This window comes from Methylotuvimicrobium sp. KM2, from assembly GCF_038051925.1.
GTDB lineage: Bacteria > Pseudomonadota > Gammaproteobacteria > Methylococcales > Methylomonadaceae > Methylotuvimicrobium.
In genome coordinates, this window is record NZ_CP150634.1 from 683,575 (window position 1) to 704,192 (window position 20,618).

22 protein-coding genes are annotated in these 20,618 nt (G+C 48.5%); 10 read left to right on the plus strand and 12 right to left on the minus strand.

Annotated features, from left to right (window positions below):
- Nucleotides 1-6: 6 nt before the first annotated feature.
- From WJM45_RS03000 to rpoE, 3 genes are read right to left on the minus strand one after another with little or no spacing between them, the layout of a single operon-like run.
- Nucleotides 7-969 (minus strand): MucB/RseB C-terminal domain-containing protein, encoded by a 963-nt coding sequence (locus WJM45_RS03000; protein WP_341327509.1) that lies wholly within the window; start codon nt 967-969, stop codon nt 7-9.
- A gap of 4 nt (nt 970-973) precedes the next feature.
- The gene (locus tag WJM45_RS03005) at nt 974-1,528 is read right to left on the minus strand and encodes a sigma-E factor negative regulatory protein (RefSeq protein ID WP_341327510.1); all 555 of its coding nucleotides are present in this window, start codon (nt 1,526-1,528) and stop codon (nt 974-976) included.
- 12 nt (nt 1,529-1,540) lie between these two features.
- A complete protein-coding gene (gene rpoE / locus WJM45_RS03010; protein ID WP_341327511.1) occupies nt 1,541-2,131 on the minus strand; it encodes an RNA polymerase sigma factor RpoE in 591 nt (196 codons plus the stop codon).
- Nucleotides 2,132-2,319: 188 nt separating this feature from the next.
- On the opposite strand from rpoE, the gene nadB reads away from it, so the two are divergent.
- The gene (nadB, locus tag WJM45_RS03015) at nt 2,320-3,921 is read left to right on the plus strand and encodes an L-aspartate oxidase (protein ID WP_341327512.1); all 1,602 of its coding nucleotides are present in this window, start codon (nt 2,320-2,322) and stop codon (nt 3,919-3,921) included.
- A gap of 17 nt (nt 3,922-3,938) precedes the next feature.
- Here nadB and WJM45_RS03020 read toward each other — a convergent pair whose 3' ends face one another.
- Nucleotides 3,939-4,304, minus strand: coding sequence for a hypothetical protein (locus WJM45_RS03020; RefSeq protein WP_341327513.1), 366 nt, complete (start codon nt 4,302-4,304; stop codon nt 3,939-3,941).
- 517 nt (nt 4,305-4,821) lie between these two features.
- On the opposite strand from WJM45_RS03020, the gene WJM45_RS03025 reads away from it, so the two are divergent.
- The 5 genes from WJM45_RS03025 (at nt 4,822) to dmeF (ending at nt 9,934) form a co-directional block, all read left to right on the plus strand.
- Nucleotides 4,822-6,213 (plus strand): hypothetical protein, encoded by a 1,392-nt coding sequence (locus tag WJM45_RS03025; protein ID WP_341327514.1) that lies wholly within the window; start codon nt 4,822-4,824, stop codon nt 6,211-6,213.
- Between the two features lie 28 nt (nt 6,214-6,241).
- Nucleotides 6,242-6,736, plus strand: a complete 495-nt coding sequence (locus WJM45_RS03030) for a hypothetical protein (RefSeq protein ID WP_341327515.1) — start codon at nt 6,242-6,244, stop codon at nt 6,734-6,736.
- 683 nt (nt 6,737-7,419) lie between these two features.
- Nucleotides 7,420-7,833 carry an exosortase system-associated protein, TIGR04073 family gene (locus WJM45_RS03035; protein WP_341327516.1) on the plus strand — a complete coding sequence of 138 codons (414 nt, stop codon included), beginning with the start codon at nt 7,420-7,422 and terminating at the stop codon, nt 7,831-7,833.
- A 75-nt stretch (nt 7,834-7,908) separates the two neighbouring features.
- Nucleotides 7,909-8,604 (plus strand): OmpA family protein, encoded by a 696-nt coding sequence (locus WJM45_RS03040; RefSeq protein WP_341327517.1) that lies wholly within the window; start codon nt 7,909-7,911, stop codon nt 8,602-8,604.
- 409 nt (nt 8,605-9,013) lie between these two features.
- Nucleotides 9,014-9,934, plus strand: a complete 921-nt coding sequence (gene dmeF / locus WJM45_RS03045) for a CDF family Co(II)/Ni(II) efflux transporter DmeF (protein ID WP_341327518.1) — start codon at nt 9,014-9,016, stop codon at nt 9,932-9,934.
- A 488-nt stretch (nt 9,935-10,422) separates the two neighbouring features.
- Here the strand turns inward: dmeF and WJM45_RS03050 are convergent, their stop codons facing one another.
- Nucleotides 10,423-11,517 (minus strand): FAD-dependent oxidoreductase, encoded by a 1,095-nt coding sequence (locus WJM45_RS03050; RefSeq protein WP_341327519.1) that lies wholly within the window; start codon nt 11,515-11,517, stop codon nt 10,423-10,425.
- A 750-nt stretch (nt 11,518-12,267) separates the two neighbouring features.
- Here WJM45_RS03050 and WJM45_RS03055 point away from each other — a divergent pair.
- The 4 genes from WJM45_RS03055 (at nt 12,268) to WJM45_RS03070 (ending at nt 15,754) form a co-directional block, all read left to right on the plus strand.
- Nucleotides 12,268-13,143, plus strand: a complete 876-nt coding sequence (locus WJM45_RS03055; RefSeq protein ID WP_341327520.1) for a porin family protein — start codon at nt 12,268-12,270, stop codon at nt 13,141-13,143.
- A 775-nt stretch (nt 13,144-13,918) separates the two neighbouring features.
- Nucleotides 13,919-14,149, plus strand: coding sequence for a DUF2442 domain-containing protein (locus tag WJM45_RS03060; RefSeq protein WP_341327521.1), 231 nt, complete (start codon nt 13,919-13,921; stop codon nt 14,147-14,149).
- A gap of 68 nt (nt 14,150-14,217) precedes the next feature.
- Entirely contained in the window at nt 14,218-15,174 is a 957-nt protein-coding gene (gene pip, locus WJM45_RS03065) for a prolyl aminopeptidase (RefSeq protein ID WP_341327522.1), read from the plus strand.
- Nucleotides 15,175-15,178: 4 nt separating this feature from the next.
- Nucleotides 15,179-15,754, plus strand: a complete 576-nt coding sequence (locus WJM45_RS03070) for a UbiX family flavin prenyltransferase (RefSeq protein ID WP_341327523.1) — start codon at nt 15,179-15,181, stop codon at nt 15,752-15,754.
- A gap of 117 nt (nt 15,755-15,871) precedes the next feature.
- On the opposite strand, the gene pqqE is transcribed toward WJM45_RS03070, so the two are convergent.
- From pqqE to pqqA, 7 genes are all read right to left on the minus strand, one after another.
- The gene (gene pqqE / locus WJM45_RS03075) at nt 15,872-16,999 is read right to left on the minus strand and encodes a pyrroloquinoline quinone biosynthesis protein PqqE (RefSeq protein ID WP_341327524.1); all 1,128 of its coding nucleotides are present in this window, start codon (nt 16,997-16,999) and stop codon (nt 15,872-15,874) included.
- Complete coding sequence (gene pqqD, locus WJM45_RS03080) at nt 16,977-17,249, minus strand: pyrroloquinoline quinone biosynthesis peptide chaperone PqqD (RefSeq protein ID WP_341327525.1); 273 nt, start codon at nt 17,247-17,249, stop codon at nt 16,977-16,979. Before pqqD ends, pqqE begins: the two co-directional genes overlap by 23 nt.
- Nucleotides 17,250-17,333: 84 nt before the next feature.
- On the minus strand, nt 17,334-17,894 hold the full coding sequence (locus WJM45_RS03085; RefSeq protein ID WP_341327526.1) for a Uma2 family endonuclease: 561 nt from the start codon (nt 17,892-17,894) through the stop codon (nt 17,334-17,336).
- Nucleotides 17,895-17,903: 9 nt separating this feature from the next.
- Nucleotides 17,904-18,374, minus strand: a complete 471-nt coding sequence (locus WJM45_RS03090) for a Uma2 family endonuclease (RefSeq protein WP_341327527.1) — start codon at nt 18,372-18,374, stop codon at nt 17,904-17,906.
- 13 nt (nt 18,375-18,387) lie between these two features.
- Entirely contained in the window at nt 18,388-19,119 is a 732-nt protein-coding gene (gene pqqC, locus WJM45_RS03095) for a pyrroloquinoline-quinone synthase PqqC (protein ID WP_341327528.1), read from the minus strand.
- A 20-nt stretch (nt 19,120-19,139) separates the two neighbouring features.
- A complete protein-coding gene (gene pqqB, locus WJM45_RS03100; RefSeq protein WP_341327529.1) occupies nt 19,140-20,054 on the minus strand; it encodes a pyrroloquinoline quinone biosynthesis protein PqqB in 915 nt (304 codons plus the stop codon).
- Nucleotides 20,055-20,463: 409 nt separating this feature from the next.
- Complete coding sequence (gene pqqA, locus WJM45_RS03105) at nt 20,464-20,538, minus strand: pyrroloquinoline quinone precursor peptide PqqA (protein WP_006892363.1); 75 nt, start codon at nt 20,536-20,538, stop codon at nt 20,464-20,466.
- Nucleotides 20,539-20,618 lie beyond the last annotated feature (80 nt).

Sequence of the window (20,618 nt, forward strand, 5' to 3'; positions counted from 1 at the left end):
CAAAATTTATTGGATATCCGTGCGAAGCTCAACGCCTTCCGCGATATACCTGACGGTTTCTTCGGGTACTTCGCCCATTACGGTGACCACATGATCGTCGATGATTCGGCTATATGCATTGACAGAGTCGGTCGAGCGAGCGCCAAGCTCAATATTAGCACCTTTATTTTCAAGATAAACCGATACTGACGAAAATCCATCCGATAAGAGCAAGTGCTCCACTGGGCGATTACTGCCCTGCATCGTCATTTGCACGAAAAATTGCTGACGGAAGCCGCCGGGGACTTGTTTCAAAACAAATCCCGCGGTTTCAAAAGACATGGGTTGCCGGTTATGAATGCGTTCTACCTCTTTATCCAAGAGAGCGGAGTCGACATCGATAAAAGGCAAGCTAGGCTTGACTTCAAGTTCGGTAAATACAACCTGCTCGATGGTGTTGCCCGAGCGGTCGTAAACTTCAACCTTTAATGGTAAATATTGTCCGATGTCTATCCAGATTCGGCGTGCATAACGATACCGGTCCTTCGGAGAAATATCTAGGATTCTTGCCGGCAGCATGGCCACTTGCTCTTCGCCGGAAAACGTAAATTGATAATACGCCTCCAAGCCATTTAATTGCTCGGGTAAATCGATTAAAAAAGACCGAGCGGCAGGTCTGTGATCGACGATGACTTTAGAGGTTTCCGGGAAGAAGCAACTGACTTTATCGGCATCCCTAATGGTTTCTCGTAAGGGAGAGTTTAGCGAAACTAAGCGTTCTTGTCCTGCGCCATTGGTCGAGGCATGCGAATATTTTAAGACATTAAGCTTGCCGTTTCTTAAAAAAGCCACTGTACCTTGGTAATTAAGGTGTTTCATTGCTTGCTGCATTTTCAAAAGCGAATGCTCAGGCGACTGCTTGGCATCGATTTCGGCGGCAAACGCGTATGCGGTCGTCAGCGACAAAACAAAACTTAAAACTTTCAACACGCGATTATTCCTGCTGATACTGAACGGTCCGCGCATAAGGCTGAAAATTGACTGCCCCATCAATGTAGCGGCTGCTGTTATGAGCTTGAAGGTATTTAATAAATCGGTTTCTCGTCAATTCCTTTTCGGATGGATAGTCAAGGGTCGGTTGAGGGTCCTGTAGTTCGGCATTCGCCGCCATGGTTACCGATTGCGATTGAGATAAGGGCGTCATGTGCGGTTGCGAGAATTGATTAATCCCTTGAGAGACAAGTACCGCGACAGCAGCTACGGAGGCGGCTAAAGCCGATATCGAGGCATAAGATTTTTTAAAGGGTTTGCGTCGCGTTGCCAGATAAACGGGCTCGGTTTGCAAGCTTCGACTAATCCGTTGGGCAAAATCCGCATCGACCGGTACGAAGCTGTCGGATTTGAGCACATGGCTGATTGCCTCATAGCGGTGCAACTGTTGCTGTAAACCCGGTTGGTCTCGCATTTTTTTGAGTAAACTCAAGGATTCTTGATAATTAAGATCATCATCAAGGAGTTGAGAAATTTTTTGATTTAGTTCATCGACCATCAAAAGTTACCGTCATTTAAGCAAAGGGGTTAATTTATTATCGATCGCTTCTCGCGCTCTAAAAATGCGCGACCGAACAGTGCCAACCGGACATTCCATCGCATCGGCAATTTCTTCATAACTCATTCCTTCGAACTCCCGCAAGGTAATGGCTATGCGCATTTCCTCAGGTAATTTTTCGATTGCGGCTTTGATCGTTTCAAGGATTTCTTCGTTCAGCAAATGCTGTTCCGGCGTATCCATACCTTTTAGTTCCGGAGCATTTTGTATTTGTTCCGCATCGTCGATATCGATTTCATAATCGCTACTTCGCCGTGAGCGGGCAACCAGATAGTTTTTTGCGGTATTGATGGCAATGCGGTAGAGCCAGGTATAAAAAGCGCTGTCGCCTCTAAAATTACCAATTGCCCGGTAAGCCTTGATAAAAGATTCCTGAGCCACATCCTGCGCTTCACTGGGATCCTTGACATAGCGGTTTACCAGTTGAACTATTTTATACTGATATTTGATGACCAATAGATCAAAGGCAGACTTGTCGCCTTGCTGCACGCGCGATACCAAGTCTTTATCCAGTTGTTCGCTGGTCCCTGTTTTAACTTTCACAAGTTTTCCAATGTGTTTTGATAGACAGAATTAAACCGCACAAGTTCTTAAGCTTCAAAAAAAATTGCTAACGTATAAAAAAACGTTATTATCCACAAACAAGGCTTATGAAGCCATATTATAGTATTGCTGTGTTAATACCCAAGAAATAACAAAAACAAATAAATACCGACAACTCCAACCACTACATGAATCAATTTGAAACTTATGATGTTCTTATCGTCGGCAGTGGCGCGGCTGGTTTGAGCTTGGCTCTCAAGCTTGCGGATCGAGTCCGTGTTGCCGTCTTGTCAAAATGCGTGATTTTCGAAGGCAGTACTTATTATGCGCAAGGCGGAATATCCGCGGTTTTGGATGCACAAGATTCGCTCGAATCGCATATTGCCGATACGCTGGATGCCGGCGCCGGATTGTGTGATCCCGATATAGTCGAATTGACGGTCAAGCATGGCAAAGAGTCGATCGATTGGCTTAGGAATCAAGGAGTTGTATTCACAGAAGAGCAAACCGAAACCGGCGAAACGCAATTGCATCTGAATCGCGAAGGCGGTCATTCGCACCGCCGCATTGTGCATACGGCCGACGCCACCGGTAAGGCCGTTTCGGAAATATTAATCGAAAGGGCCAGGGCACATCCTAACATTAAGATATACGAGCATCATAATGTCATCGATTTAATTTTAAGCAAAGAAACCAGTGACAGGGTCACGGGGGCTTATGTGCTCGATATCCACTCGCACCGTGTTAAGTCTATCGCGGCTAGAGCAGTCGCGCTTGCGACAGGCGGCGCCAGTAAAGTGTATTTGTACAGCACTAATCCCCAAATTGCGACCGGCGATGGTATCGCTTTGGCTTGGCGTGCCGGTTGTCGAGTTGCCAATATGGAATTCATGCAGTTTCATCCCACTTGTCTTTATCATCCGCATGGGCATTCGTTTTTGATTAGCGAGGCGGTTCGGGGAGAGGGGGGGCGTCTTATTTTGCCGGACGGGACTGCATTCATGCATCGCTATGATCCTCGCGAGGAACTGGCTCCGCGCGATATCGTTGCCAGAGCTATCGATCATGAAATGAAAAAACGCGGGATCGATTGCGTTTATCTGGATATCAGCCATAAACCGGAAGCCTTTGTGCGAGAGCATTTTCCGAACATTTATGAGCGTTGTTTAAAACTGGATATCGATATTACTAAACAACCTATCCCGGTTGTACCGGCCGCTCATTACACTTGCGGCGGTATTTTAACCGATCGCAATGCCCGGACCGATTTGTCGAATCTCTATGCGGTCGGCGAAGTTGCCTGTACCGGTTTGCATGGCGCGAACCGCATGGCCAGCAACTCGCTGCTCGAATGTTTGGTTTTCGCTGAGCGGGCTTGCCGGGATATTCTTCAAATACTGCCCGATATACCGGAGCCTTCCGAGGTTCCCGAATGGGATGAGTCGAAGGTCAGCGATTCCGACGAAGAGGTGGTCGTTTCTCACAATTGGAGCGAGCTCAGGCATTTTATGTGGGATTATGTCGGTATTGTTCGAACCGATAAACGCTTGAGCCGCGCGATGCGCCGAATCGAATTACTGAAAAGCGAAATCGCTGAATATTACAGCCACTTTAGAGTGACCAGCGATTTATTGGAGCTTCGTAATTTGGTGATAGTTGCCGAATTGATCGTGCGTTGTGCGCAGCTACGTAAGGAAAGCAGAGGCTTGCATTACACGCTCGATTATCCGGAAATCGATAAAAGTAAACCGGCTGTCAATACGGTTTTAACACCTTTAAAGAAAATTTGAGCTTACCATAGAATAGTCTAATGCAAGTGCTGAAGCAGCAAGTCGACATAGTGGGCGGCTTGTTCGCAAGGCACGACCGACCTTTCCACGCGTCGCATTAGCAGCAGGCCGGCGTTTTGGCCATCCATGCTCTTGGCCGCATATTCATTTAAAGGGCTGCAGATTTCATGCATTTTATGCTCGGCCAAGAATATATCGTTGTATTGATTGATGTCTTCGCTCCTTAGAGACAAGAGCATCACTTCGTTGGTTAGCCGGTTCTGAAATCGGAAGACTTGTTCGACATAGACCTCAAACGCATCCCGACTTAGGCCAGTGTCCCCATAACCGCCCCAAAAAGGTTTTGCGCATCCCGATAAAACGAAAAAAAGTGTCACGGTCATTAAGGCTCCAGCGCCCGGAAGGATAGTATTTGGTTTTTCCATCTAGCGACCCGTTTTACAGCCTCATATAAAGGTAATGATAAGCTAACTAATATACTGGCAGTTAATGACAAAGGCAAAAACTTGGAGACCGATTGTTTTTTCTTGATCAGCGGCTTGAGTCAGTTGATGCGGCATTACTGCCGGGTAAGCTGATTTTAACGATAGTGCCGATAAGATCATTTTTTGATTGCGTTTTAACTGGGTGTATACTTTAAATCCTACTCAATAATCATGGAATTCAGCAAAGTTGTGCGGTCTATTGTCGTGCCGGTTGGTGTGGCAGGTAGCGGCAGTATCGATATATCGAAGGAGTGGTCGAACTCTGGGCGTTACGTCCATCCAGTTAAGATGCAACTCCGCCAACCTTGACGATTAGATTCCGGCAATCTATGCGGGAGATGTGTTTTCGTTAACGCAATGACTGTGACCCATGAAGTCCGACTCAGGCGAATTAATAAAAATAAAGGTCAAACTGATGACAAAAAAAACACCCGGTAAACAATTGCTCAATATTGAAAAGCATTTTGTCGATAATAATCCGGTCTTGCTCGATGCGGCCAAGGTTTTTCACGAACTTGATCAGCTCGAATTTGATTTGGGTCTTATCGGCGCGGACGAAACTACGGCCAGCCAACATTCCTGGTGGCCTATTATCAGCGTGATCGGCGGGTCTTCGCAGGCGAGTTCTCGGTTTATCAATCAATATTTGAATGCGAATCAGAGTTTAGCGGGAATACAATCATCCAATCATAAATTCACGGTTCTGCAGCACAATAGTCAAAACCATGCAGTCACCTTACCCGGAGCGGCGTTGGATTTGGATCACCGCTTGCCTTTTTACCGGATAAGCCGAAAATTAGAACGAGAAATACAGGGCGAAGGCAAAAATGTTAACGCGTATTTAGAGCTGAAAACCGTCAATAACGAGCGCTTGAAAGGTAAGTTGATAATCGAGTCGCCTAACTTTGGAATAGAAGCCCCGGTTAATCCGATTACAAAGCTGCTAACCCGGCATATTGTCGAGATTTCAGACTTGGTGCTCGTGTTTTGCGATGTTTTCGATAGCGAGCTGCATTCGTTGACGGGGCTAAGTCAAAGTATTGCCGAGCAGCAGGACTCCAATAAGTTTGTCTATGTCATCGATCATGCGACTGCAAATGCGGAAGTTATCAAATCATGGCAAAAAAGATTGGCTGAGTTGGGTATCAAGACCGGACAATTCGTCGTACTATCTAGTCAGGCAAACTTAGCCGATCCGCAGAATAAAGAGTCGATGGGGATTATCGATGAGCGTATCGAAAACTTAAATCACTACCGGTCCTACCGAATTCTGCAAGCGCTCGAACAGAATATCCGCGATGTCGGCGAGGTCGTTATGCCCGAAGTCAAGCAAGCGATCGAGCTTTGGAAAGAGCGAGCGCATTTTTCCAGCCTTTTGATTTTAGGCTCCATCGTCATGTTGATGTTGTTTGCCGAAATTCAAATGGGCTTCTTTGCGATATTATTCGATCCCATTGTGGGGCCATTGGCATTGGTAGGACTGATAGCATTTATGGCGCCGCTGCATATCACGATTAGTAAATTGCAGGCGAAGTTAATTGTCGGAAGATTAGAGGAGCGGCAAAAGGAGCTTCATTTGCTGGAAAATCTAGCGGAATGGTTCGAAAAAAGCCTGACAAACACTCACATGCTATTGCCGATCAATACGCCGGTAGGATGGAATAAGAAAACTAAGCTTCGCCTAGCTAAATTAAGCGAAAAAGCCAAAGAATTGGTCATCGCATTGAATGACGGGTTCAATGTTTATGAAGATCGATTAGATAACACCAGCAAAATTTTGGAATCCGAAAGTCCGGACGCAGAATAATTTTGGATAACAACAATTGGGGGGAGGAATGGAGCTTATAAAAGCCTACGTTCCGTTGTGCTGGTTCAGGCATTGTCCGCTAGAGTTGCCGCGTTCGGTTAGTTTTTTTCAAAAAAATTTGTACTATTATTTACTAATCGAGTTATTTATTCTAGCTAATATTACCGATCCTTTAGATGCGCTGATCGAGGCTATTCTGGAAACCGGGTTAACCTTGTTGTATGTTGAAATACTCTTGATTTTTAAAAATGCGAGCGCGGGGTTTATTTCGGCAGCGACCAGTTTTTTGATTTGTGAGAACATCATTGCCACGGCGGGTCTTCCTGTTATCGTGTGGCTAACAACTACCGACGACTTGTTGAGCTACTATATTTTATTCGGCTTGATGGTCTGGGGTTTTGCGGTCATTACCTATTTGATCATGCGTATTTTATTAATTAAGGCCGCTTGGGCGTTTGTTTTGTCGATCGTTTATTTTAGCGTGACGCATGGCGGGGCATTTATGTTGATGCTATTGATATAGTTTATGCACAGGAAAGCGGCTGAGCACAGGTCTTTGTTATGACGCTAACACTTATTAATTGTAATTATTCACATCCCCCCCCTATCGTTCCCACGCTCCAGCGTGGGAATGCAGCCCGAGACGCTCTGGCGTCTCGTACCGCTGGAGCGGTACTCAGGCATTCCCACGCAGAGCGTGGGAACGAGAGTGGCCGGGGAACTGAATACTCACTATTAATTCAAGTTGGCCGTTTTTAGCTTGATGCGTATGGGGCAAATCCCAAGTGTGGAAAGGCGCTTTCGGCGGTCGGTTTTCAAAAAAAGATGCCCGTTGGTGCGCATAGGGGAAGATCGCATTGGCTGACTTGCGTCAAATTACGCTTTTGATTGTTATAAACTGTAGGCAATAATGAAAATTACTACGAATTCAGGCAGGGTGCCGGTTTGACAACATTCAACCTTTAGGCTATTGTCGTTATCAAGGGATAAAGGAGCGCGCGTCCCTTCGATTTAAATATCAATTTTGCATTAAGCCGATGCAATAGGGGAGTTGTTTGATGCTCAAGTAAGGAGGCTTTGGCCAGTATGGCAGTCGAATAAACCTACTGTTTCGGTCATGTGAAAACTCTTTGGGTCGGAGTTATAACAACTGAATGATTGTTATAGTGGACCTGATACCTTTAAACGTTTCGGGAGGAATCTACAATGAATAAAAATAAATTAATCACCGCCGGCCTGTTAGTCGGCACACTCGTAACAGCAAGTCCGGGATATGCCGATGATCATGATGAAGGCTATTTGTCCGGTTTTACTAAGAAGGTGAGTCAGGGGTTCTTTAACACGACGACCGGATTCATTGAAATACCAAAAAATATCGTCAATATCAGCAGCGATTCAAATATTTTTGTCGGCATGAGTTGGGGGCTATTGCGTGGCGTTGGACACGGTGTGAGTCGAACCGTCATTGGTGTAGCAGAATTGATTACCTCGCCGATTCCTACAAAAGACTATATCACTCCACCTTATGTGTGGGACCGCTTCAGTGAAGATACACGTTATTTCGGCGCCCATTATCCGGGGTTTTGGACGACTTACGGTCCATTGGATGACGGCGAATAACCCATTTATCTTGGGTTAACAACTCTCCACTGATCTCCCGGTAGGGATCGCTTTTGATTTAAGAGGATAAAAATCATGAACAGAAAACTTGTATACCTGTCGCTTGCTATATTGGCTCCGGCATTAACGGCTTGTACCCCCCCCGCAAAAGACATTCCCGCTTTAAAATCGGAAATGGACGCAGCGGTAGCCGGAAACTTCGGGCAAGCGCTGTACCATTGGGAAGCCGCGGAAGAAAGATTCGAAGAGGCCAATCACATACTGGGTCATTGGCAAAACGACCATTATTGGAATATCGATCAGCGGCAAAAAGCGATGAACGCGGCTCGCGATGCGGCCAGTCATCGTCTGGAATCGGAAAAAGCCATGTGCGATTGGCTGACCGAAGTTCATAGCGATAATCACGATAAGGCGGGTAAAGTCCAAAGAGCCGGCGCATTTTTTAGCACCGGTAGCGCAACGCCTTACAATACCAATCATCATGATATCAATTTGATCGGTCAATATCTGCAAACTCACCCGAGTGCAACTGCAGATGTTGTGGCTTACACCGATACAGTCGGCAGCGCGGCTAGCAACAAAAGGCTGGCGGAACGCCGGGCGGCAGCTGTCGCAAATATGCTGAGACAAGCAGGCGCGAGCCCGAATCAATTGCGGATATCGGCGGTTGGCGAAGCGGATGGACCTAACAACAGTCCTAATCAGAAACACCGCGTCGTCAAAATCAGCACAGTACATGCTGAATATGTCGATTGCCCTAAACTGAAATAAAATCGCGGCGTTCAATTCCGTTTTCAATTGATCGGAAACCAGGCTACGAACCCAAGTAGCCTGGTTTTCCGTTATTATTACCCTTAGTTTCTCCCCGCCTCTTTATAATCTAATTGACTTCCAGCAAACACGATTTCAAAGTGTCTTCTCAACTGTCACGAAAATAGGACCGTTCAACCTAAATTCGACAATTTAACTATGAAGCAAATGAGGTTGAAGTATTTCCAGAGATTACCTAAACATTATTGCTAACCTCTTGAGTGAACGAAAGTTCTATGCAAATAAACAACAAGTTATTGAATTGACTTCTTATTCTTCATGATCTTCATGGTGAAATGCTTTTTTTAGGTTTAAAAAGGATAGCGGTCGTTATTGCCAATTTCAACGTTTTAATGCCGGAAAGGATCGTATGCGCGACGCGGATTCAAAACTGAGTTGCAATTTGCACCGGGATATCGAACAGCATAAAAAAGCCGAGAAAAAGACAAGTTTCGTCCTTTTTTTAACCGCCGTGACAATGGTGGCCGAAATAACGGCCGGAATCTTTTATGGTTCGATGGCCTTGTTGGCCGACGGTTGGCACATGGGTACCCATGTCGCGGCGTTCATGATCACGGTATTTGCCTATCGTTATGCGAGAAAAAACGCCCGTAATCCTAGGTTTTCATTCGGCACCGGGAAAGTCGGCGTGTTGGGCGGTTTTGCCAGTGCCGTTACCTTGGCTGTCGTTGCCGCGGTCATGGCGATGGAATCGATCAAATATCTTTTCGATCCGCAAACCATTCGTTTCGACGAAGCGATCGTGGTGGCCGGGATTGGCTTGTTCATTAATTTGCTGTGCGCGCTAATACTGATTGACCGCCACGATCACGGACACGGCGACGAGCACGAACATCATCACGATCATAATCTCGAGGCGGCGTTTTTTCATGTGCTGGCCGATGCGTTGACCTCGGTTTTAGCGATTGCCGCATTGCTGAGCGGAAAATATTACGGATTGAATTGGCTGGATCCCGCGATGGGCATATTGGGTGCATTGATTATTCTGCGTTGGTCGATGACCTTGTTGAAGAAAACCGGACCAATATTGCTGGACGGCAGTATCGAGGAAAATTACACAGCCGCGATCAAGATGACGTTGGAAAACGACTCGGATAATCGAGTGGCCGATCTCCATGTCTGGCAAATCGGCCCTAACCAATATGCCGCGATCGTTGCCGTGACGACTCGTTTTCCAAAGCCGCCGGACTATTATAAAGCCTTGCTCGGCGACTTTCGCCGAATCAAACACATCACGGTCGAAGTGCAAGCCTTGGCATCATCGCAATGAAGCTTCGCGCTCAATTCTTCTGCAGGACGGGTTATATAACCCGTCCTGCCAAGGAATAATAATCCTAAATTCCTCTGCAAATGGCATCGAGGTCACAAAGACTAAGATATGCTGTTACCCAAGCTCCAGCTCTCGCCGTTATACACAAGTATCGGTAAACTTGCTAAACAGAGGTTATCGTATACCTGGAAACGGTGCTGTTTGATAAATCTGCGGATATTGAACATCAGTGGCTTTCCCTCACCTAGCGTTAGGTGAGGGAAAGTCGGGAACGTTGGGCGACAAAAATGGTATCGAGGCCTCATTGGCTAAGATTGCAAAACGGTATTTTTTGACTTATGTATAACGATGAGAGCTCCAGCTTGGGTAACCTATTCAGGAAGCTCTAGCTTCTTCTGCGGGATGGGTTATTTAACCCGTCCTGCCAAGATCCGAGGCATTCGGGGCTACGCGCTTGTTTAGGTCGCGGCCGGAATAGCATTTTCGGATTAATGAGGGGCAAGTAGGTTATAAGGTTCCGGGTCGAGCATCGGTGTTTTACCGAGAATCAAATCCGCCATCAAGCTCGTCGATGCCGGCGCCATGACCAAGCCGTTACGGAAATGACCGGCGTTGACGCTCAGATTTTCAAGGTCGGGATGCCGAAAAATATAAGGAACGCCATGCGCGGTGCCGGGGCGTAAACCGGCCCAGTGGCTAATGATCGACGCCCTTTTCAATGCGGGACATAACTGTTCGGCGAAAGACTTGATCTTGTGGTATGTCGCTTCCGAGGTCGATTTATCGAAGCCGCACTGTTCCACGCTGCTGCCGGCCAGTATTTTACCGTCGAGGCGCGGAATCAAATAGTGATCGTTCTCGAGAATCATGCCCGGCAAAAGATCGGGCGGCGCGTCGTAAAGCAGCATTTGGCCTTTGATCGGCTTGATGTCAGGTGCCGCGAGTCCGGGAAAAAAGCGCTCGAATAAAATGTTCGTCCAGGCGCCGGCGCTGACAATCAGATGGCCGACCGAACGCTCGCCTCTGTCGGTGGTTAGTGAAACGATTCTGCCGTTATTAACGGTGACGTTTTGCACATCGCAATGTTCGAGCAACTCGACGTTTCGGTTTTCCGCATCCCGGCGGGCCGACTTCAACAAGCGAGGATTGCGGGTATGAGCGATATCGGGTAGCCAGAGCGGATTGAGTGGGTCGCAATTTAAATTATCCAAACTAGGCGTTTGTGCGGTCCGATAATCGATACTATAACGTTCGCACCAATCGATAGCCCGTTCGATATCGGGGTTGCGGCTGATAAACAGTCCGCACGGACTCCATTCAGGGTCGATGCCGGTCGATTCTCTGAGCTCCGTCGCCAGCGTGGGGTAAATATCCAAGCTGTGCCGGACCAATTCGGAAATCGCGCTAGGTTGTCGCCACGGATAAATCGGCAATAAGATGCCGCCGCCGGCCCAGGAAGACTCTCGTCCGATAGCGTTTTTTTCCAGAATGCTCACGCGGGCGCCGGCCATGGTGAGTTCGCGGGCGGTCAAGAGGCCGATAATGCCGCCGCCGATAATCGTTATGTCAGGAATGGTAGTCATTTTGGTTTAATTTGGTTTAGACGTTTCCGCGCGGGGCCTGTCGTATTGAGGCTCGATAAATCATCGGATGTCTGTTCGTGTATGGTTTGATTAAAGCGCTATTTTACGCGGCTTTAACCGGTGCGACCATTAGATGAAGCAAAAAACGAAAGTCAATGATGTTTGAAGAGAGGGTGTCTAACGTTCATGAAGGCCCGGCAAATGAAAGTGCGAGGGATGGCTGGGTACGGTCACTCGCCCGACAAGACGCCGTGAACCCAGCACCTAAATTCTATAGGTCTTTGGCAATGATTCAAAATCATGGCTTATTTAGGTGCTGGGTGAATACGTCCATGTAGGCTCGACGGCGGCTGTCCCTGCCGCCGACGCCTGTCGATCGAGCAACCGCACCCGCTTCAGAAACGGAATTGCCAGAACGGAGATTTGCAGATCAAAAGATTAGATAAAGAACCCAAATCTACGAACTTTCACAGTAAAAACTGCAAAAGAGCGTTACTAAATACCGCATGGTCAGAGCTCGGCCAAATTTTAATAGATTGTTGTTTTTAGCATACAGATCGAACCTTTGTTGATGTTGTTTTCATTAGTGTTTGATTAATAATGATTATCCAATAAAAAATAAAAATCCTTAATTACTGTAAGGATCTTGTAAGGATCGGCTTTAGCTGCTATTATCTTTTTCGTGAAAAAGTCTTGTTGTTTTAAGGCAAAAAAAAACATAAACAAAAAATCTCTTACGAGGGGGAAACGATGAAACTGAACAAAACTCAAACGGCTCTGGGAGTGGCTGCGGTATTGGCGGCAGGCGCGCTGGCCGCACCGACCGCATCGGCCGATGCCAGAGTGGAAGCGCTGGAAGCGCAAGTCAATCAAATGTCGCAAATGCTGCAGGAAATGCAAGGCGAATTGAACCGCGTGCGCGATGCGGCGAGCCGTTCTGCCTCCGAAAACACCGCGAAAGTTCAGGAATTGGATCAATGGGTGGCCTCGGTCAAATCGGCTCCGGCAGCAGAGCAAGCGAAGGACCATACCTTCTCGGTTCGTGGTGGATGGTATCGGTTCAATCAAAATCGAGGAGATAGCGTACAAACTCTCGGTACCGGTTATGGTGAAGATTTGCTGACCAGCGAAACCGACCAAGACGCTTTCTACTATGGCGGCGCGATCGACTTCAATGTCAACAACGATCTGTTCGGCCTGATGGATCATACCTCTTTTGCACTTGAGTTAGGCGTCGAATACACCGAGATTAAGGATGAGAGACGTAATGGTTTAAACCCTGCGTTAACACTTTTAAGTGGTGGAGCTGTACCAGCAAACACACAAGAGACTGTTACTGTCAACATGATAAGACTCAGCGCCGCGCCGAAGATCAAATTCATGCACGGCAGCAAATTCCGTCCTTGGTTGATCCCGGTTGGTCTGGACATGAACATCATCAGCCCGCCGTCCGATGCGATTACCGTATTGAACACCGGCATGCAGTTCGGTATCGGTGCCGAATATGAAATCTGGAACGGCATCGTGCTCGGCGCGGACAGCCGTTATCACCACACATTCGACGATATTGACGGCGTCGATACCGACGGCTTCACGTTGGGTGGTTCTTTGGGTTTCAAGTTTTAACTCTAAATACATAAGCCAAGCAAAAAGGAGGGCTTCATGCCCTCCTTTTTTTATGTCTTCGTAGGGTGCGCATCGCGCACCTTTTGGTTTTGGCCGCTTGTCAAATGATGACAAGACTGTAAAATTCAGCTTGTGAACATTTTATCCGACACCAGTATATTTTTAGCGGTGGTTTTTGATGAGCCGGAAAGAGAGAGCATCATCCAACATACTTCGGGCGCCAGTATCTATGCTCCTGAAATATTACCATATGAAATCGGTAATGCTTTATCCGCGATGATCAAGCCTTGTAGGTCGGGTTAGGCGTAAGCCGTAACCCGACTTATTCGATTGTCATGTCGGGTTACGCTCTCGCTAACCCGACCTACAGGCTCCCACAAGGGGCTTATGCTCTGTGGGAGCGATCCCCAGATCGCGATTTCGAAGTCGGGAACGTGGGGCGACAAAAAATGGTATCGAAGCCTCATTAGCTAAGATTGCAAAACAGTAATTTTTGACTTATGTATAACGATGAGCGGTCCGCCGTGGGAATGCATACCGAGCTTGTTTCGTCAGCCAACGTATGGGTTCCCACGGAAGACCTTGGGAACCAGAAAATTCTTCTTTTATGCCAATGAACATGAACCAAAACATGTTCATGTTGTAAAAGGGGATGCGTATGCGAAAATTGAATTGTATGATCTTCGCGTCGTCAAGAATTACATGAAACCGAAAGATTTGAAGGCGGCTATAAGCCTGCTTGAAATCCATAAAGATGAATTTGAAAGGCAATGGGATGACTATTTCAGTGAAAGGTAAATCGGTGCATTTCGACGATCGGTATTTACATGTCGAGCTAGAAGACAGCCGATTAATATCGACGCCGATGGCATGGTATAAAGAATTACAAGAAGCGTCGTTCAAAGAATTGTCGAATTATCGTTTTATTTGTCGCGGGACGGGAATCGAATGGCCCGGATTGGATTATCATTTGAGCATAGAAAGCATGCTTCGAATCGACGTTTAGCAAAAAGCCGCCTAAAACTAAACATAAGGTTTTAATATGGCTGGAATTTCCGTCAGCCCTATAATTTGATGAAAACCCTCTATCCCGAAATATCCCCATTCGATACGTTCTTTTTGAACGCCGGCAAGCACTCGGTCTATGTCGAGCAATGCGGCAATCCGGACGGTCTGCCCGTGGTGTTTTTGCACGGCGGGCCGTGTTCCGGTATCAAGCCCGATCATCGGCGTTTTTTCGACCCCGAAAGATTTCGAATCGTTCTATTCGACCAGCGCGGCTGCGGTCAGTCCCTGCCGTTCGGCGAATTGGCAGACAATAATACTCAAGCCCTGATCGACGACATGGAACGGATTCGCATTCGATTGAACATCGAGCAATGGCTCGTGTTCGGCGGTTCGTGGGGTGGTGCGCTTGCCTTGTTGTATGCTCAGCGGCATACCGGCAAGGTGCTGGGCTTGATCATTCGCGGCGTTTTCCTGGCTCGGCAACAGGACTTGGACTGGTTCGTCAAAAGCGGAGCGGGGCGCATCTATCCCGAACAATGGGCGCGTTTGGCCGATTGCATTCCCTCCGAATTTGAGCAGGACCCGGTGCAAGGTTTGTGCGATGCCTTGTGGGGTGAGGACGAGTTGGCGCGGCTGCGCGCGGCGAAGGAATGGACCGCCTGGGGCGGGCAAGTCGCTTTGGGTTCCGATTTCAAGTCGGCGCCGCACGAGAAACATGCGACGTATACGATGCTCGAACAAGTTCGCATGGAGCTGCATTATGCGAAACATCGTTATTTTATCGACGAAAATCAGATTCTCGACAATTGCGCGTGTTTAGAGGCTATTCCGACGATCATCATTCACGGCCGCAACGACCTGGTTTGTCCGATCGAGGCCGGTTGGCGATTGCATAAAGCCATGCCGCATGCCGAATTCATCGTATTGCCGAATGCCGGGCATATCGCGCAGGGCAAGGACATGATCGACGCCTTGGTGTCGGCGACCGATGCAATGGCCGATAAGCTTCCGTGGAATCAATAAAGTCATGAATACAAAAAAACGACTCGTCATAGGCATCACCGGCGCGACCGGCGCGATTTACGGGCTCCGATTCCTGCAAGTGTTGCGCGATCAGTCCGATTGGGAAACGCATTTGGTCATTTCATCGGCCGGTTTGGTCAACCTGAAACATGAGATGGCTATGTCGCGCAAACAGCTCTATGAGTGGGCCGATGTAGCGCACGATATCAACGACGTCGCCGCGACGATCGCGAGCGGCGGTTTCAAGACCGAAGGCATGATCATAGCGCCGTGTTCGATGAAAACCTTGGCGGCGGTCGCGCACGGTTTCGGCGATAACTTGATTTCGCGCGCGGCCGATGTCGTGCTGAAGGAGCGCCGGCGTTTGGTGATCATGCCGCGCGAAACGCCGTTGAATCTCGCGCACATCCGCAACATGGCGGCGGTGACTGAAATGGGCGGCATCATCTATCCGCCGATGCCGGCTTTTTACAACAAGTCGAACTCGATCGAAGCGATGGTCGACGACGGAGTAGGGCGTATTCTGGCGATGTTCGGCGTCGAAACCGAAGGCTTATTTACTCCGTGGGAAGGTTTGTAAAATAGTCGATGTAGTGTAAGTATCGCATGCCTTACGACGAGTAGCCCGGATGGAGCCTGGCTCCTCCTAGAAGTTCGAAAACACGCCATTCCCGTATTCCGCTACGCTGCATACGGGCTACATGACTTGCCGCGAATTTTTGCTGTTGCGGAAAATCAACGGCTTTTCGCCTGGCGCCAATGATGCGGACTTCGCCGAGTCAATGGCTTCTCGTACGACATGCCGGTTCGGCGATTTGCTGCAGACCGGGTCGGTGTTGTACATATCGCCGGTCAACAAATAGGCTTGGCAGCGGCAGCCGCCGAAGTCTTTTTCCTTTTCGTCGCAACTGCGGCAGGGTTCCTTCATCCAATCGAAGCCTCGAAAGAAATTGAAGGCTTTCGACTCATTCCAAATTTCCTCGATGCTGTAATCGTTGACATTCGGGCAATCCAGGCCCGGCAGTTCGCGGGCCGAATGGCAAGGCAGCGCGACGCCGTCCGGCGCGATCGTCAGAAAAGTCGTGCCCCAGCCGTTCATGCAGGCTTTCGGGCGGTCTTCGTAATAATCGGGCACGACATAATAGATTTTCATCTTGCCGGCGACTCTTTCTTTATAAGCCTGAGCGATCGCTTCGGCCTGTTCGAATTGTTCCCGGGTCGGTAGCAACAGGTCGCGGTTGGCATGGGCCCAGCCGTAATATTGCGTGTTCGCGAGCTCCAGATAATCGGCGCCGAGTTCTTCGGCCATTTCAAGTATCTGTTGCATTTGATGAATGTTTTCGCGGTGAATCACGACGCATAAGACCATCGGATAGCCGTGTTTCTTGACCAAATGCGCGACTTCTCTCTTATGTTCGTAAGACGTGGTGCCGGCAATATGGTCGTTCAATTCCTGCGTGCTGGCCTGAATGCTGACTTGAATATGGTCGAGCCCGGCTTGTTTCAGTTCGACGATGCGCTCTTCGGTCAGGCCATAGCCTGATGTGATCAAGTTCGAATAATAACCCAATTCGCGCGCGTGCTTGACCAGTTCGGACAAATCGCGGCGCACCAGCGGCTCGCCGCCGGACAAGCCTAGTTGTACCGCGCCCATCTTGCGCGCTTGAGACAAGATTCGTTTCCAGTCATCGGTTGAAAGCTCCGACGGGTATTTTGCATAATCGAGCGGATTCGAGCAATAAGGACACTGCAGCGGGCAAGCATAAGTTAGCTCGGCCAGCAGCCAGCGGGGAGGGGTAATATTAATCTTGTCTGATCCAGCCATTTTGTAGTGCTACGTCCAGAAATGCGATGATGTCGTTACGAAGACCTGTGGTTTCGAACTTTCGTTCCAATTCGTCGACGATTTGCTGCGGTTTACGCTTGCCGTCGCAAAGCTTTAGGATTTCGGCGGAGCTTTGGTTGAGCTCGACCATGCCTTCGGGATAGAGAATAACGTCTTTTTGTTGGGCTTCTTCCCATTGCAGCCGGTGCGTCGGCGAGAAGCGGATGTTTTTTTCCGGGTCGATGGTCATAGTGTTTTGATTCGAATAATGGCTAATGGTAATACCGAAAAATTTTCAAGTAGCAGGTTGCGGTGAGGTTCCGGTTTTGCCTTTTCAATCAAGCAGGCTGCCTAAGTTGATTGAAAGGCAATCGAATTGAATCGATTGTCCGGATTCCTCGGCATGGTAAATGTGCTGCATTTTATAGCTGTTTTCAAGCGGTTCGGTAAAACGGGTCACTGTTTTTTTGTCGATATCGATCAGCCAGCACTCGGGAATCGCATATTTGGCATAGAGCGGTATTTTGGTGTTCAAGTCGTAACTGGCGGTCGAGTCGGACACCTCGATCAGCAACAGAATTTCGTTCGCTTCCGGATGCCGTGTTCGATAAAAATCGGTTTTAGGTTCGACGACCGCCAAGTCGGGTTGCGGCACGGAAAAATCGCCGAGTCGAACCGGGTCCTGAATGCGCACGATTGCGCGGTCGCTCAGTTTTTTAATCAAGGCACTTGCCAAAAAGCTGACGATGCTTGCATGCTTGCTGCCAATCGGTGCCATATCGAAAAACTCTCCTTCAATCAATTCGATGCGGGACTCTTCATTGAACAGGCCTCGTTCCGCCATGCGATCGAAATCTGAAATGCTGAACAAATGTTTTTGTATCGCCGTTTGCATTACGTTATTTCAACTCGGTAGATGGATTTCGACATTCATCTTGGATTTTTCGATTTTGCCGGAGGCGTCGTAATAATCGATAAGTCCGTTTTCCCAAACGATCCAGACTTCACCGGCACCAGCTTCCAAATAGCATTGGGTTTTTTTCAGCATCTCCTCTCTCGAGTTGGAAGGCGATACGATTTCGACGCAAACTTCCGGTGCCTGACTGTACGGCGTTTCGTAACCGTGGCGATCGATAAAATCTTTTGAGCACCAGGCAACATCGGCAACCTTGACGCCTTCCGTGGTTTGAATGGAGCATTCGGTGATTGTCTCTCCGTTTTTAAGATTTTGCTCGAGCCGGTTGCCGAGGAAGAGTTGCAATCGACCGTGTTTGTTCGAGGCCGGCGTCATTTCGATTTTGCCATAGCGATTCAGCTCTATCTTGAAGGGAAGGTTTTGTAAACTTGGGTCATTGATGACATCGGACCATTGCATCGTGATTACCGGATCAGGCTTTGATGTTGAAATAAGGCGGCATTTCGTTAATATAAGCCATATACATCGCATCGGCCATCGTCCAGAGCACGTTCAGCTTAAACTGTAGGATTTCGACCATGCGTTCCTGCTGTTCGCGGGTCTTGAACCAGTCCAGCGTCAATTCCAGTCCGTGTTCGACATCGCGGCGCGCTTCGGTGAGGCGCTTGCGAAAATAAATGTAACCTTCCTTTTCAACCCACGGATAATGTGTCGGCCAGTTGTCGAGGCGTTGCTGATGAATTTTCGGCGCGAACAGTTCGGTCAACGACGAACTGGCGGCCTCATGCCAATCGGCGCGGCGCGCGAAGTTGACATAGGCATCGACCGCGAAACGCACGCCGGGTAGTACATATTGAAGTGACGTAATTTCATCGCGAGTCAGGCCGACCGCGATACCGAGCCTAATCCAGGCTTCGATGCCGCCGGGATCGTTCGGATGGCCGTCATGATCCAATATCCGTTGAATCCAGATCGCGCGGGTCTTGCGGTCCGGACAATTGGCTAGGATGTTAGCATCCTTGATCGGAATCATGACCTGGTAATAATAGCGGTTCGCGACCCAGCCTTGGATTTGTTCCTTGGTCAGTTTGCCCTCGTTCATCAGCGTGTGATACGGATGGTGGATATGGTAATACTTTTCCATCCCGCGAAGCTGGGCTTCGAATTCTTCACGGGTCCAGGGTTTTGATTCGCTGTTGCTCATAGGATTTACCGGGGTTTCTTTTATAAAACGATTTCCATGCCGTCGTAGGATACTTCGATGCCGGCGGCATCGAGTGTTTTACGCTGCTCGGAGTCTTCGTCCAAAATCGGATTGGTGTTATTGATATGGATCAGTATTTTACGGGTGTTCGGCACGCCGTTCAGCACTTCGATCATGCCGCCTGGGCCAGATTGCGGTAAATGACCGATTTCGCGGGCGCGTTTGTGACTGATGTTTTGCGAGACCATTTCGTCGTCGGTCCAAAATGTGCCGTCGACCATTACGCAATCGGCCAGTTGCATGGCGTCCATGACATGCGGTTCGATTTCGCCGAGCCCCGGTGCGTAGAAGGCTTTTTTTCCGGTCGAAATCTGTTCGATGATCACGCCGATATTGTCGCCGTCATGCGGGTCGTGGCGATGCGGCGAATAGGGCGGCGCCTTGCTTTTCAGCGACTGGGTATAAAATTTCAAATCTTCGATACCGGCAATCGTAAAGCTGCTGCCGTCTAGCGGAACCGGATGATGATTGACGGTGCAGTAATCTTCGAGCATTTTGAAGGTCGGGAAGCCGGTGCTGAGGTCTTGTTTGACCATGTCGCTGCAATAAATATCGAGCGGCTGCCGGCTTTCGCGCAGCATCAATAAACCGGTCGTATGATCGATTTGGCTGTCGATCAGCAGGATTGCCTTGATGCCGGTGTCGCGGACGCCTTCGCGCGGTTGAATCGCCGGAAATGCATGGAGCTGTGTCAGGATGTCCGGAGATGTGTTGAACAGCAGCCAATTTCGGTCATCGGTGCTGACCGCGATCGACGACTGGGTGCGAGGGACGCCGTTCATTTCATTGCGGCGAATACGATGACAATTGTGGCAGTTGCAGTTCCATTGCGGAAAACCGCCGCCGGCTGCCGAGCCGAGAACTCTGATTTTCATGGCATTGTTTCGAATGATTAAAAGAGCTGAATCATACGTCAATTAAAGGTTGTCCGCAAACGGCCGGGGCTTTGTTGCGTGCAAGGAAAGACTTTTAAGTCAAGCCGGGAAAATTTCTTATTCGAAACAGGAATTCGACGCAAAAAAGGCTATGTTTGCGTTAATAATTGAAATTAATAATATGCGAATGCCGAAAAGACTGTAGGGTACGCTGTGCGTACCGCAGGAGACCCGCCCGTAGCTTAACGTGCGCTCATGGGTTCCGTTGTGCCGACATTTAGGTACGCGTAGCGTACCCTACAATTCGTTTTGAGTTTTCAAGTGTTTCCGGTAGCGGAGGCAGCTATTACCGTATAAATAGCCAAAAAAAGGGGCTTTTACAAGCCCCTTTTCTATTCGACCGTAATGATTAACGGTTGTAGATATACATCGTTACTTCAAAACCGAAACGCAGGTCTGTGTAGCTAGGTGTTTCCCATTTCATAATCAATACCTCCAGAAGTATGTTTATAAGTGTTATGCCAGCTTGATCAAGTAAGCTAGGTCGGAAGTATACGACGATAA

What these genes read in the sequence shown, in the direction of transcription:
- pqqC (WP_341327528.1), bottom strand. Translation starts at nt 19,119, where the DNA reads ATGAGCAACAGCGAATCAAAACCCTGGACCCGTGAAGAATTCGAAGCC.
- pqqE (WP_341327524.1), bottom strand. Translation starts at nt 16,999, where the DNA reads ATGGCTGGATCAGACAAGATTAATATTACCCCTCCCCGCTGGCTGCTG.
- WJM45_RS03090 (WP_341327527.1), bottom strand. Translation starts at nt 18,374, where the DNA reads ATGCAATGGTCCGATGTCATCAATGACCCAAGTTTACAAAACCTTCCC.
- WJM45_RS03020 (WP_341327513.1), bottom strand. Translation starts at nt 4,304, where the DNA reads ATGACCGTGACACTTTTTTTCGTTTTATCGGGATGCGCAAAACCTTTT.
- WJM45_RS03055 (WP_341327520.1), top strand. Translation starts at nt 12,268, where the DNA reads ATGAAACTGAACAAAACTCAAACGGCTCTGGGAGTGGCTGCGGTATTG.
- WJM45_RS03050 (WP_341327519.1), bottom strand. Translation starts at nt 11,517, where the DNA reads ATGACTACCATTCCTGACATAACGATTATCGGCGGCGGCATTATCGGC.
- pqqD (WP_341327525.1), bottom strand. Translation starts at nt 17,249, where the DNA reads ATGACCATCGACCCGGAAAAAAACATCCGCTTCTCGCCGACGCACCGG.
- dmeF (WP_341327518.1), top strand. Translation starts at nt 9,014, where the DNA reads ATGCGCGACGCGGATTCAAAACTGAGTTGCAATTTGCACCGGGATATC.
- pqqB (WP_341327529.1), bottom strand. Translation starts at nt 20,054, where the DNA reads ATGAAAATCAGAGTTCTCGGCTCGGCAGCCGGCGGCGGTTTTCCGCAA.
- WJM45_RS03005 (WP_341327510.1), bottom strand. Translation starts at nt 1,528, where the DNA reads ATGGTCGATGAACTAAATCAAAAAATTTCTCAACTCCTTGATGATGAT.
- WJM45_RS03040 (WP_341327517.1), top strand. Translation starts at nt 7,909, where the DNA reads ATGAACAGAAAACTTGTATACCTGTCGCTTGCTATATTGGCTCCGGCA.
- WJM45_RS03025 (WP_341327514.1), top strand. Translation starts at nt 4,822, where the DNA reads ATGACAAAAAAAACACCCGGTAAACAATTGCTCAATATTGAAAAGCAT.
- nadB (WP_341327512.1), top strand. Translation starts at nt 2,320, where the DNA reads ATGAATCAATTTGAAACTTATGATGTTCTTATCGTCGGCAGTGGCGCG.
- WJM45_RS03035 (WP_341327516.1), top strand. Translation starts at nt 7,420, where the DNA reads ATGAATAAAAATAAATTAATCACCGCCGGCCTGTTAGTCGGCACACTC.
- WJM45_RS03070 (WP_341327523.1), top strand. Translation starts at nt 15,179, where the DNA reads ATGAATACAAAAAAACGACTCGTCATAGGCATCACCGGCGCGACCGGC.
- WJM45_RS03030 (WP_341327515.1), top strand. Translation starts at nt 6,242, where the DNA reads ATGGAGCTTATAAAAGCCTACGTTCCGTTGTGCTGGTTCAGGCATTGT.
- WJM45_RS03060 (WP_341327521.1), top strand. Translation starts at nt 13,919, where the DNA reads ATGACTATTTCAGTGAAAGGTAAATCGGTGCATTTCGACGATCGGTAT.
- pip (WP_341327522.1), top strand. Translation starts at nt 14,218, where the DNA reads ATGAAAACCCTCTATCCCGAAATATCCCCATTCGATACGTTCTTTTTG.
- WJM45_RS03085 (WP_341327526.1), bottom strand. Translation starts at nt 17,894, where the DNA reads ATGCAAACGGCGATACAAAAACATTTGTTCAGCATTTCAGATTTCGAT.